The sequence below is a fragment of the Pseudomonas sp. XWY-1 genome, assembly GCF_002953115.1.
Lineage (GTDB): Bacteria > Pseudomonadota > Gammaproteobacteria > Pseudomonadales > Pseudomonadaceae > Aquipseudomonas > Aquipseudomonas alloputida.
In genome coordinates, this window is record NZ_CP026332.1 from 1,868,111 (window position 1) to 1,880,143 (window position 12,033).

The window sequence follows — 12,033 nt, forward strand, 5'->3', positions numbered from 1 at the left end:
GTTAACGCTGGCCGAACCGGCCGCCAGGCGCCAACGCCATCAGATCGGAGTTTCGAAGACCATGACTGTGGAAACACAAAAGGAAACGCTGGGCTTCCAGACCGAGGTGAAGCAACTGCTGCACCTCATGATTCACTCGCTGTACTCGAACAAGGAAATCTTCCTGCGGGAGCTGATTTCCAACGCTTCCGACGCCGCCGACAAGCTGCGTTTCGAAGCCCTGGCCAAGCCAGAGCTGTTCGAGGGCGATGCTGACCTGAAGATTCGCCTGAGCTTCGACAAGGACGCCGGTACCGTGACCCTCGAGGACAACGGCATCGGCATGAGCCGCGAAGACGTCATTGCCCACCTGGGCACCATCGCCAAGTCCGGCACTGCCGACTTCATGAAGAACCTAACCGGTGACCAGAAGAAGGACTCGCACCTGATCGGTCAGTTCGGCGTGGGCTTCTACTCCGCGTTCATCGTTGCCGACAAGGTCGACGTGTACAGCCGCCGTGCAGGCCAGCCAGCGGCCGAAGGTGTGCACTGGTCGTCGAAAGGCGAGGGCGAGTTCGAAGTCGCCACCATCGACAAGCCACAGCGCGGTACCCGTATCGTCCTGCACCTGAAGAAGGACGAGCAGGAGTTCGCCGATGGCTGGCGCCTGCGCAACGTGGTCAAGAAGTACTCCGACCACATCGCCCTGCCGATTCAGCTGCCGAAAGAGCAGGCCGCCGCCGAAGGTGAAGAGCAGCCGGCCGAAGAGTGGGAAACCGTCAACCGCGCCAGCGCCCTGTGGACCCGTTCGCGCACCGAGGTGAAGGACGAGGAGTACCAGGAGTTCTACAAGCACATCGGCCATGACTTCGAAAACCCGCTGGCCTGGAGCCACAACAAGGTTGAAGGCAAGCTCGAATACAACTCGCTGCTGTACGTGCCGGCCCGTGCGCCGTTCGACCTGTACCAGCGCGAAGCGCCACGCGGCCTGAAGCTGTACGTGCAGCGTGTGTTCATCATGGACCAGGCCGAGTCGTTCCTGCCGCTGTACCTGCGCTTCATCAAGGGTGTGGTCGATTCCAACGACCTGTCGCTGAACGTGTCGCGTGAAATCCTGCAGAAAGACCCGATCATCGATTCGATGAAGACCGCGCTGACCAAGCGCGTGCTGGACATGCTGGAGAAGCTGGCGAAGAACGAACCCGAGAAATACAAGGGCTTCTGGAAAAACTTCGGTCAGGTGCTGAAAGAGGGCCCGGCCGAAGACTTCGCCAACAAGGAGAAAATCGCCGGTCTGCTGCGCTTTGCGTCCACCCAGGACGACAGCGGCGAGCAGAGCGTCGCCCTGGCCGACTACCTGGCCCGCGCCAAGGAAGGTCAGGACAAGATCTATTACCTCACCGGCGAGTCGTACGCGCAGGTCAAGAACAGCCCGCACCTGGAAGTCTTCCGCAAGAAAGGCATCGAAGTGCTGCTGCTCACTGATCGCATCGACGAGTGGCTGATGAGCTACCTCAACGAATTCGACGGCAAGGCCTTTGTCGATATTGCCCGTGGCGACCTGGACCTGGGCAAGCTGGATTCGGAAGAAGACAAGAAAGCCCAGGAAGAAGTCGCCAAGGACAAGGAAGGTCTGGTCGAGCGACTGAAAGGTGCGCTGGGTGACAGCGTGGCCGAAGTACGCGTATCGCACCGCCTGACCGACTCGCCGGCGATCCTGGCCATTGGCGAGCAGGACCTGGGCCTGCAGATGCGCCAGATCCTGGAAGCCAGCGGGCAGAAAGTGCCGGAGTCCAAGCCGATCTTCGAGTTCAACCCGAGCCACCCGCTGATCGAGAAGCTGGATCACGAGCAGAGCGAAGACCGTTTCGCCGAGTTGTCGCACATCCTGTTCGATCAGGCGGCCCTGGCGGCTGGTGACAGCCTGAAGGACCCGGCGGCTTACGTTCGTCGCCTGAACAAGCTACTGGTCGAGCTGTCTGCTTGAGTTGATGCACAGCAAAGCCCGCTTCGGCGGGCTTTTTTATGACGAGTGCCAAAGGAGTGCTTGATGAGCAAAGTAATCGTCGAATCGCTGGTTTATCACCTGTCTGGCAAGACCTACGAAAGCCGTTTGGTCTATGAGCCGGGTGCGCTGGGCCGCCCAGGGCTGGTGATGGCGCCGAACTGGATGGGCATTGGTGAAGGTGCTGAGCGCATTGCCAAGGAAGTGGCCGAGAAGGGCTATGTGGTGCTGATCGCCGACCTGTACGGGCAATCGGTGCGCCCGTCCAATGCCGATGAGGCAGGCGTGGCGATGATGCCGCTGAAGAATGACCGTGGCGAACTGCGCAAGCGCATGCAGGAGGCCTTGGCGCAATTGCTGGGGCAGTCGAAGGCGTTGCTGGAGCCTGGCAAGGTGGCCACCTTCGGCTTCTGCTTCGGTGGCTGCTGTGCCTTGGAACTGGCCCGTAGCGGCGCCGACCTGCGTGCGGCCGTATCGTTCCACGGCACCCTGGACACGCCGAATCCTGAAGATGCCAAGCGCATCAAGGGCTCGGTGCTGGTGTTGCATGGTGCCTCCGATCCATTGGTGCCTAAAGAGCAGCTGCCGGCATTCGAAGACGAGATGAACGCAGCCAAGGTGGACTGGCAGTTGCTCAGTTACGGCGGCGCGGTGCACTCGTTTACCGACCCGAATGCCAATATGCCGGGCAAGATGCAGTATGACCGGCGCACTTCCGAGCGAGCGTTCCGTTCGATGCATAATCTGCTGAGTGAAGTGTTCCAGCGTTGAGCTTGCAGGGGGCTGCTTTGCAGCCCTTCGCGGGTGAACCCGCTCCTACGCGACGGCCTGCGCCCAATCACCAATGTGCGTTCACCCCCGATCTGGGTGTAGGAGCGGGTTTACCCGCGAATACGGTGGCGGCGGCAACGGTGAACAGCGGGTGGAGATTGGCCAGCAGGTCCGGCCTCTTCGCGGGTAAACCCGCTCCTACAGCGGCTTGCGCCCAACCGTCGACCTGTGTCCACCCCCGATCACCGAGGCAACTCGATCCTAGAATGTTCCCCCGGCACCACCGGCCAATCCCCCGCAGCCCACCTGGCCCGGGCCCGCTCGATCAGCTCCGGGTCGCTGGCCACGAAATTCCAGTTCATCCGACGCGGCCCATCCAGCGGTGCACCGCCAATCAGTACCAATTGGCATTCACCCTCCGCATACAACGTCACCTCTTCCCCCTCCGGCAGCACCACCAGGCTGCACGGTTCCACGTCTTCATCGTTCATCGTCAACTCACCATCTAGCAGGTACAGCGCCCGCTGCACATGCTCATTCGGTACCAGCAAGGTGGTCGCCGGTTGCATCCGTACATGCGCATAAAGGGTAGGGGACAGCACCGGCACCGGTGACGCCAGGCAGAACCCGCTGCCAGCAATCATGCAGATACGCACACCCAGGCTGTCACTGACGGGCAAGCTCGCGGCGGGGTGATGGCTGTAGCTTGCCGGGCCTTGCTCAAACTCGCGTGGCGACGCCAGCCATACCTGCAGCCCATGCAGGCGCGAGCCATGGGCCAGGGCATCTTCCGGGGTGCGCTCGACATGGGCGACGCCGCTGCCTGCGGTCATCCAGCTGACATCACCGGGCAGCACCCGCTGCGCCGAGCCAAGGCTGTCCTTGTGCAGAATTGCGCCTTCGAACAGGTAGGTCAGGGTGGACAGGCCGATATGCGGATGCTGGCGGATGTCCATGCCATGCCCCGGGGCATAGTCTGTTTCGAGCATGTGGTCGAAGAACACGAACGGGCCGACGCTGCGGCACTGGGCTGACGGCAGCGGGCGCAGGATCGGCTGGCCCTCGACCGTCTCGGCTCGGGGGTGGATGACCAGTGGGCTGCTCATGGGGAAGGCTCCGGGCACGGTGGAAGTGCCTCAAGCATAGCGGTTTGCCCGCCGTGGCTGAACCGTCTTGGCGGCCGCCTGGTCTACTGGGTTCGTACTTGCATGAGGAGGATGACCATGACCGCCAGAGCGCTGGCTTGTGTGCTGTTGTTCGGCTGGCTGTGCCAGGCGGCCCAGGCGCGCGAGTACCGCTACAGTGATGCCCACCTGCACTACGTGGACTTCTTCCAGGAAAGTGAAGGCATGCCGGCGCTGATCAAGGCCATGGATGCCGCAGGGGTTGAGCAGTCGATGATTTCAGGCATACCGGTGGCCAAGAAATGGCACGAAGACGAACCCAAGCGCCCGCGCTACTACGCCGGTGATGACGCTGATGCCTACTGGTACAGCGCCACTGATACTTACGTGGCGGCGGCGCTGCAGCAATTGCCAAGTGAGCAGCGCAAGCGCTTTCACCCATTCCTCAGCGGTTTCAACCCGGTGGACAAGAATGCGGTCAGCCATATCGAGCGCATGCTCGATTTGTACCCGGGCCTTTGGCAGGGCATCGGCGAGGTGTTCACCCGACATGATGACCTGACAGCGCTGACCAGTGGCGACACGCCACGTGCCAATAATGAGGCCATGACGCGTATCTACCACCTGGCGGCCGAGCGCGACCTGCCCGTGCTGCTGCATTCCAACATCACCTCCAAGCGCGAGCGCAACCCGCTGTACCTGGCGGAGATCGAAGAGCCGCTGCGCAATCACCCGCATACGCGATTCATCTGGGCGCATGCGGGCAGCAGCATGGAGATACATCGCCACCAGACGCAGATGGACTTTCTACTGCCGGTGCTGACGCGATTGCTGGAGGACTACCCGAACCTGTATGTCGATTTGTCGTGGAGTGTGCTGCAGCCGTATTTGCTGGATGAGCAGGGCGCGCCGCGCAAGGAATGGCTGGCGCTGGTCGAGAAGTACCCGGAGCGGTTCATGCTGGGGTCGGATGTGGTGGGGCGGTTTGGCAGCCTGGGGGAGCAGATGCACGGGTTCAAGCCGTTTCTGGATGCCTTGCCGGAGCGGGTGGCGCACAAGGTGGCCCGGGAGAATTTTCTGGCGGTGTTGCCCAAGGTACAGCAGTGACCTGTGCGGGCCTCTTCGCGGGTAAACCCGCTCCTACAGGGTGGGCACAGCGCTGAAGGCTTGTGTGGTGGGTTTACCCGCGAAGAGGCCAGCACAGGCAACCCAAACAAAAACGCCCCGAACCAGTCGGGGCGTTTTCATTTACAGCAGCAGCGTCTTACTTGCCTTCCCAGCGCTTGAGCACCAGGGTGGCGTTGGTGCCGCCGAAGCCGAAGCTGTTGCTCATGACCGTGTCGATCTTGGCGTTTTCTTCGGTTTTACGCAGGATTGGCAAGTCGGCGACTTCCGCGTCCAGCTCGTCGATGTTGGCAGAGCCGGCGATGAAGTTGTTTTCCATCATCAGCAGGCAGTAGATCGCCTCGTGCACGCCGGCAGCGCCCAGCGAGTGACCCGACAGGCTCTTGGTGGAGCTGATCTTCGGAGCCTTGTCGCCGAACACGGCACGCACGCCCTTGATCTCGGCCACGTCACCGACCGGAGTCGAGGTACCGTGGGTATTCAGGTAGTCGATCGGGGTGTCGACAGTGGAGAGCGCCTGCTGCATGCAGCGGATGGCGCCTTCGCCGCTCGGTGCAACCATGTCGTAGCCGTCGGAAGTGGCACCGTAGCCAACGATTTCGGCGTAGATCTTGGCGCCGCGGGCCAGGGCGTGTTCCAGTTCCTCGACCACGACCATGCCGCCACCGCCAGCGATGACGAAACCATCACGGTCAGCGTCGTAGGCGCGCGAGGCCAGTTCCGGGGTTTCGTTGCGCTTGGTCGACAGGGCGCCCATGGCATCGAACAGGAACGACTGGCTCCAGTGCTCTTCTTCACCACCACCGGCGAAGACGATGTCCTGCTTGCCCCACTGGATCTGCTCCAGTGCGGTACCGATGCAGTGAGCCGAGGTGGCGCAGGCCGACGAGATCGAGTAGTTGATGCCCTTGATCTTGAACGGGGTGGCCAGGCATGCCGAAACGGTGCTGCCCATGGTGCGGGTAACGCGGTATGGGCCGACGCGCTTGACGCCTTTCTCACGCAGGGTGTCCAGCGCTTCCATCTGGTTCAGGGTCGAGGCGCCGCCGGAACCCGCCACCAGGCCGGTACGCGGGTTGGAAACCTGCTCTTCGGTCAGGCCAGCGTCCTTGATCGCGTCCTGCATGGCCAGGTAGGCGTAGGCAGCCGCATGGCCGACGAAGCGGTAAACCTTGCGGTCGATCAGTTCTTCGAGGTTGAGGTCGATGGACCCGGAAACCTGGCTACGCAGCCCCATTTCCTTGTATTCCGGGTTGAAACGGATACCCGGACGGCTGTTGCGCAGGTTTTCGGTGACGGTAGCTTTGTCATTGCCCAGGCACGATACGATGCCCAGACCAGTGATAACGACGCGGCGCATGCGAATAACCCTTAGAAATTGTCAGTGGAGGTGAACACGCCGACCCGCAGGCCTTCGGCAGTGTAGATCTCGCGGCCGTCGACGCTGACCGAACCATCGGCGATGGCCATGTTCAGCTTGCCCTTCAGGACGCGCTTGATGTGAATGTTGTACGTGACTTTCTTGGCTTCAGGCAGTACCTGGCCAAAGAATTTCACCTCGCCCGAACCCAGGGCGCGGCCACGGCCCGGCAGGCCCTGCCAGCCGAGGAAGAAGCCAACCAGCTGCCACATGGCGTCGAGGCCCAGGCAGCCCGGCATTACCGGATCGCCTTCGAAATGGCAGGCGAAGAACCACAGGTCCGGGTTGATATCCAGCTCGGCGACCAATTCACCTTTGCCGTACTTGCCGCCTTCTTCGCTGATATGGGTGATGCGATCGACCATCAGCATGTTCGGCGCGGGCAGTTGCGCATTACCTGGGCCGAACAGCTCACCGCGACTGCAGCGCAGCAGGTCTTCCCGAGTAAAGGCGTGTTGTTTGGTCATGCGAGCTCCTCAATAACCCCCTGCGGCAGGGGATGAATCTTCCCGGCCGGCCCGAAAACAAAGCGCTTCGAGACGGCAGCCTACAGGTAGACTATTGCGTTGTGGTGAAAGTCACAGCGCACCTGGTGAAAGAAGTACAGGTGTGCACTGAAACGTCTATTTTCAGGTCCGATGAAGGTCCTGTCCAGTGTTTAAGACTGCCGCACTTTAGCATTTATCGCCAGTCGCGGTTGTCTGACCGGGTAACCAGCGCTGCAGCACCTGCTGCAATTCGGTACGGCGCAAGGGTTTGCTCAGGTAATCGTCCATACCGGCGGCCATGCAACGTTCACGGTCGCCCTGCAACGCGTTGGCGGTTAGGGCGATGATCGGTAGCCCGGCGCCGTTGGGCAACTGGCGGATGCGTCGGGTGGCTTCATAGCCGTCCAGGTGCGGCAGGCGGCAATCCATCAGCACGGCAGCAAAGCGCTGCTGGCCGACCAGCTCGACGGCTTCAAGGCCATCTTCTGCCGTGCATACTGCCAGCCCCAGGCTGCGCAGCATGGCTTCCACGACGCTCCGGTTGACCGGATTGTCCTCCACCAGCAGTACCTGATCATTGTCCGGCACCGTCGTTCGTACAGTCGTTGGCGGCGTCAACGGGACGGGGGCAGGATTGGCAAGGGCCAACGGCATCTCCAGGGTGAAGGTCGAACCCAGGCCCTCACGGCTTTCACCGCGTAGCTTGCCGCCCATGCGCTCGGCCAGGGTACGAGCGATCGACAGCCCCAGCCCGGTGCCGCCATAACGACGGGAAATCGAGCTGTCGGCCTGCTGGAAGGCGACGAACATCATTTCCAGGCGGTCGCTGTCGATGCCGATGCCGGTGTCGCGCACGCTGCAGGTCAGCCAGATCAACTGCCGGTCGAGCACCTGCCAGCGTGCGTCGACTTGCACCTGGCCGCGTTCGGTGAACTTCAGGGCGTTGCCTATCAGGTTCAGCAGAATCTGGCGGATGCGCGTGGGGTCGCCGTTCACCTGCAACTGCTCGATGCCGGCCGGCAGTTGCAGGTGCAGGCCCAGGCCGCGTTGCTGGGCGCTGTGCTGGAACGACTGGACACTGTTGGTGATCAGCTCGCCAAGGTTGAAGTCGATGTGCTCCAGCTGCAGCGCGGCGCGTTCGATGCGCGAAAAATCGAGGATGTCGTTGATGACCTTGAGCAAATGCCCGGTGGACTCGCTGGCCACTGCCGTGTAATCGGCCTGTTCACTGCTCAGCGGTGTGGTTTCCAGCAGTTGCAGCATGCCCAGCACGCCATTCATCGGGGTGCGCAACTCATGGCTCATCATCGCCAGGAAATCCGATTTGGCACGGTTGGCCTGTTCGGCCTCCTCGCGGGCCTGGATCAGTTCGGCGATGGCCTGCTTCTGTTCATCGCTGGCCTGTTCCAGGGCGCTGGCCAGGTTATTGATGTGGCGGGCCAAGTGGCCCAGCTCGCTGTCGTCGACGACCGGCAAGGGGGTGTTGTACTCGCCTTGCTGAATCGCCTTGACCGCATGGCCCATGTCGCTGATCGGCTTGGCCAGGCTCAGGGCCAGGCGGCGTGCCAGCAAGAAGGTGAACAGCAGGGCGAACAACGCCAGGATCCCGGCCTTGATCACGATTTCCTGCTGGCGCTGACTGAAGGCGTCATCGGACATGCCGACGATCACGCGGCCCAGGTAGTCGTCACCGATGGCCGGGGTGGTGGCTTTGCCCTGTTGCAGGAAGTCGTTGTCCAGGCGGATTTGCTGCAGGCGAATGGGCGCCTGGAACACCTCGACCTGTTGCGCACGGTTGGCACTTTCGTCGGACTGCTCGACGTACACCAGAATGTGGTTGCGGCTGTCCTGCACTTCCAGAAAGCGCACGTGCGGGATGCTGAGGGTGGCACGCATCAGCCCTTCAAGCACTTCGTTGTTGCCCGAAATCACCCCATATTCCGACGCCGGTGCCAACTGGTTGGCGATCAGTTGCCCGGTGTGGTTGAGTTCCTGGCGCAGGTCCTGGATGCGTACGAAGGTAAAGAAGCTGATCAAGAGCAAGGTCAGTAGCAGGGCGGGGCCGAGACTGATGATCTGCGTGCGGGTATGAATGTCCCAGCTCAAGCGTTTGCTCATTGGGTGGGTTCTCCCTCGGCCAGGGCCTTGACGGCGGCGTTCTGATCGATTGGTTCAAGACCCAGGGCACGGGCCACCTGCTGGTTGCCACTGACGCCGTAACGCACCGGGTACAGGCTTCGCGGCCAGCGCGTCGGCGGCTGGTCGAGCAACTGGTCGAGCACCCACAGCCAGTCGTCCTGGTCGCTGTAGGTACTGGCCAGGGCGCCGGCGCGAACGAAGCCGGCGTTCGGGCCGATCAGTGCCATCTGCCGGCCATAACTGCTCAACAGCAGGTTCTTTGCAGTCTTGGAGTTGTACAAGTCAGGGTCGTCCAGGCCCAGGAGCACATCGCTGTTGCCCAGCAGGTGCTGCAGGGGCCTGTTGTCACGCGGGTCGGACCAGTCCTGGGCCACGATCTCCAGGCCTAGCGGCCGCGCAGCATGGCGCAGTTCGTCCAGCAGAAAGCTGCTGTGCTCGCCGTACAGCACGCCAACGCGCCTGGCCTGCGGCAACAGGTAACGTGCCAGGCGCAGTTGCCGTCCCAGCGGTGCGTCGCTCCACAGCAGTGTGAGGAACGCGGGGCGCGACTTTCCCAGGCGCTGTTCAGCCTGTACCCGGCTGACCCGCATGACCAGCGCCGGCGGGCCGGCGGTTTCCCCCAGGCGCCATTCCAGTGCTGCGTTGTCGAGCAGGATCAGGCGTTGGTCGGCTTTGAGCTTGCCTGGGCGCGGCAGGTTGGCGGTGGTTTGAAACTGCACATGATCGTGCGGCCGGCGGCTTTCCAGGGCGGCGATGAAGCTGCGGACACCGGGCTGGTCCTCAGCCCCCACCAGCAGGACTTCGCTGGCGGACAAAGGCCCCAACGGCCACAGGCAGAGCAGCAACAGGCGCAGCAGCAGGGCCATCAGAACTCCAGCTCCGCGCTCACGCTCAGGCGGTGACGGCTGTCGTAGCGGTTCTGCAGGGCCGAGGTGGGTTCATCGTCCAGGCGCTGCTGCCACAGCGCCGCCAGCTCCAGGGTGCTGCCATACACCCGAAAACGCTTGGCCAGGCGCAGGTCCAGACGCTCGTAGCGGTACTGGTTGAGGGCATCGTCGCCGTAGTAGAACAGCGCGCTCGACCAGCCGGCACCCCATTCGCGCATCCACCCGGCCGAGCCGCTGTTACGGGCGCTGAGGCGACGGTCGTCGGGGTTGCTGGCCCAGGCATCGACGTAGGCATAGGTCAGGCGCAGGCGGTCGCGCAGGGTGGGGCGCCAGTCCATTTGCGCCTCGCTGCCGCTGAAACGGGCCTTGTTGGCGTTGCTGGCGATGTACTGGTTGTTCCTCAGAGGCTCGCTGATCATGCCGGTGATCTCGTCGTAGAACAGCTTCACATCCAGGCTCAGGTCGAGGTCGCTGAAGTAGCCGTTGTAGCCTAGCTCGCGCGAGCGCATGCGCTCCTGTTCAAGGTCGCCAGGGCCACGGGTCTTGACGAAGTACTCACCGTTTTGCAGGCCGAATGAATTGGGGGTGAGGTTCTTGACCGTGTAACTCCAGTTGACGTTGTTCTCGAACATGTCGGGCGAGCGCACCGCTTCGGAGTACACCGCACGCAGGCCGTGGCGCGGGGTGATCAGGTAGTTGACCGCCACGCGCGGGGTCAGCGAACTGCCAGACAGGCGCGAGTCTTCGAACATGGCCCCACCTTGCAGTATCCAGTGCTCGTCGGCCCGCCATTCCAGCTGGCCGAACAGGCGCCAGGTCTGGTCGTCGATGCTGCCGTTGAAGTAGGTCTGCGAGTCGGCGCGATCATAGCGGTAGTTCATGCCACTGAGCAGACGCAGGCTGTCGGTCAGGCTCAGGGTGTCCTGGATTTCCAGGTCGTAGCGGGTTTCACGGGTGCTCTGATCGACATCGCCGCAGACCTGCTGCTTTCCACCCTCATCCCATTGTTGCTGCACTTTCTGCAGAAGCCCTTTCAGGGCAGGGTCGTCAGTGGAAAGGGGGGCGCCAGTCGCAATGCCGCGCGCCACTTTTTCGGCGAAGTCGGGGTTCATCTGCCAGAGCTGGGTCAGTTCGGGGCTGAACGACTGCAAGGCATCACAGGCGCGCCACACTTGCTGGCGATCAAAATGCTGGGCTGAGCCCTGGATATAAAGGCTGTGTTCAGCGCTGAAGTCCTTGGTCCAGCGCAACGAGCCCGCATAGTCCTTGGCGTTGACGTCGGCATTGTTCCCGGACTCGTACTGCTGGAACACCGGCTGGTAGGTGTAGGGCCGCTGATTGCTGCCTTCCTTGGCCGCCAGTTGCCACTCCAGGGTCTGGTCGACCGCCAGGTTGTGGTTGGCGCTGAGGTTGAAGCGGGTCAGGCGGCGGCTGTCGCGGTAGTCCTGGCCGAACTGGTTCTCATCGAAGCCGTCGTCCTGTTGGCCCGACAGCGACAGGCGCATGTCGCCACCGTCCCAACCCAAGCCGTGGCTGGCATAGAAGTCGTTGATACCGTCCTGGCCGCGTGTCACTTTCAGCCGCGTACCATGGCTGTCGGCGGGTTTGCGGGTGAGGATGTTGACCACCGCCATCAGCGCGTTGGCGCCATAGCTGACGGTATTCGGGCCACGAAACACCTCGATGCGCTCGATATCCTCCATGGCCAAGGGGATGTCGCTCCAGTCCACCGTGGCCAGGCCTGCGCGGTATACCGAGCGGCCATCGATCAATACCTGCATGCGCCGTGCGTCGTTGACGTTGCTGCCGTGGTAGTTGACCGTGGGTTGATTACCGGCACCGTAGCCGATCATCATGCCCGGTACCAGGCGCAGCAGTTCGGGGATGTCACGGGCACCGCTGGCGCGAATCAGTTCGCTGTCGAGTACGGTCATGCTGCCCGGGACAGCGGCGGGGGATTGTTTCAGGCGTGTGGCGGTCAGAACCTGTGGCAGGTCGGTGTTGTCGATGAACAGGTCGTCGGCCACGGCCTGACCGCCGAGCAGGGCGGTCAATAACAGCAGGCGCGGGTACGGGGGCGTGCCAGGGAACACGG

General features: G+C 62.4%; 9 protein-coding genes. 3 read left to right on the top strand and 6 right to left on the bottom strand.

Going from position 1 to position 12,033, the window contains the following annotated elements; translation table 11 throughout:
• Positions 1 to 61: 61 nt before the first annotated feature.
• Positions 62 to 1,966 (top strand): molecular chaperone HtpG, encoded by a 1,905-nt coding sequence (htpG, locus tag PRJ_RS08820; protein WP_014590273.1) that lies wholly within the window; start codon positions 62 to 64, stop codon positions 1,964 to 1,966.
• Between the two features lie 63 nt (positions 1,967 to 2,029).
• The gene (locus PRJ_RS08825) at positions 2,030 to 2,755 is read left to right on the top strand and encodes a dienelactone hydrolase family protein (RefSeq protein ID WP_010954943.1); all 726 of its coding nucleotides are present in this window, start codon (positions 2,030 to 2,032) and stop codon (positions 2,753 to 2,755) included.
• Positions 2,756 to 2,997: 242 nt separating this feature from the next.
• On the opposite strand, the gene PRJ_RS08830 is transcribed toward PRJ_RS08825, so the two are convergent.
• On the bottom strand, positions 2,998 to 3,861 hold the full coding sequence (locus tag PRJ_RS08830) for a pirin family protein (RefSeq protein WP_020193852.1): 864 nt from the start codon (positions 3,859 to 3,861) through the stop codon (positions 2,998 to 3,000).
• A 117-nt stretch (positions 3,862 to 3,978) separates the two neighbouring features.
• Between PRJ_RS08830 and PRJ_RS08835 the strand changes: the two genes are divergently transcribed.
• Positions 3,979 to 4,986, top strand: coding sequence for an amidohydrolase family protein (locus tag PRJ_RS08835; protein WP_104961121.1), 1,008 nt, complete (start codon positions 3,979 to 3,981; stop codon positions 4,984 to 4,986).
• A gap of 157 nt (positions 4,987 to 5,143) precedes the next feature.
• On the opposite strand, the gene fabB is transcribed toward PRJ_RS08835, so the two are convergent.
• From fabB to PRJ_RS08860, 5 genes are all read right to left on the bottom strand, one after another.
• Positions 5,144 to 6,364, bottom strand: a complete 1,221-nt coding sequence (gene fabB, locus PRJ_RS08840) for a beta-ketoacyl-ACP synthase I (RefSeq protein ID WP_010954940.1) — start codon at positions 6,362 to 6,364, stop codon at positions 5,144 to 5,146.
• An 11-nt stretch (positions 6,365 to 6,375) separates the two neighbouring features.
• Positions 6,376 to 6,891 carry a 3-hydroxyacyl-[acyl-carrier-protein] dehydratase FabA gene (gene fabA, locus PRJ_RS08845; protein ID WP_003251509.1) on the bottom strand — a complete coding sequence of 172 codons (516 nt, stop codon included), beginning with the start codon at positions 6,889 to 6,891 and terminating at the stop codon, positions 6,376 to 6,378.
• A gap of 207 nt (positions 6,892 to 7,098) precedes the next feature.
• Positions 7,099 to 9,030: a response regulator gene (locus PRJ_RS08850; RefSeq protein ID WP_104961122.1), complete on the bottom strand. Its 1,932-nt coding sequence runs from the start codon at positions 9,028 to 9,030 to the stop codon at positions 7,099 to 7,101.
• The gene (locus PRJ_RS08855; RefSeq protein WP_104961123.1) at positions 9,027 to 9,917 is read right to left on the bottom strand and encodes an ABC transporter substrate-binding protein; all 891 of its coding nucleotides are present in this window, start codon (positions 9,915 to 9,917) and stop codon (positions 9,027 to 9,029) included. Before PRJ_RS08855 ends, PRJ_RS08850 begins: the two co-directional genes overlap by 4 nt.
• Positions 9,917 to 12,031, bottom strand: a complete 2,115-nt coding sequence (locus PRJ_RS08860; protein WP_104961124.1) for a TonB-dependent siderophore receptor — start codon at positions 12,029 to 12,031, stop codon at positions 9,917 to 9,919. The genes PRJ_RS08855 and PRJ_RS08860 overlap by 1 nt, the downstream gene beginning before the upstream one ends.
• Positions 12,032 to 12,033: the final 2 nt, after the last annotated feature.

What these genes read in the sequence shown, in the direction of transcription:
- htpG (WP_014590273.1), top strand. Translation starts at nt 62, where the DNA reads ATGACTGTGGAAACACAAAAGGAAACGCTGGGCTTCCAGACCGAGGTG.
- fabA (WP_003251509.1), bottom strand. Translation starts at nt 6,891, where the DNA reads ATGACCAAACAACACGCCTTTACTCGGGAAGACCTGCTGCGCTGCAGT.
- PRJ_RS08830 (WP_020193852.1), bottom strand. Translation starts at nt 3,861, where the DNA reads ATGAGCAGCCCACTGGTCATCCACCCCCGAGCCGAGACGGTCGAGGGC.
- PRJ_RS08825 (WP_010954943.1), top strand. Translation starts at nt 2,030, where the DNA reads ATGAGCAAAGTAATCGTCGAATCGCTGGTTTATCACCTGTCTGGCAAG.
- fabB (WP_010954940.1), bottom strand. Translation starts at nt 6,364, where the DNA reads ATGCGCCGCGTCGTTATCACTGGTCTGGGCATCGTATCGTGCCTGGGC.
- PRJ_RS08850 (WP_104961122.1), bottom strand. Translation starts at nt 9,030, where the DNA reads ATGAGCAAACGCTTGAGCTGGGACATTCATACCCGCACGCAGATCATC.
- PRJ_RS08855 (WP_104961123.1), bottom strand. Translation starts at nt 9,917, where the DNA reads ATGGCCCTGCTGCTGCGCCTGTTGCTGCTCTGCCTGTGGCCGTTGGGG.
- PRJ_RS08835 (WP_104961121.1), top strand. Translation starts at nt 3,979, where the DNA reads ATGACCGCCAGAGCGCTGGCTTGTGTGCTGTTGTTCGGCTGGCTGTGC.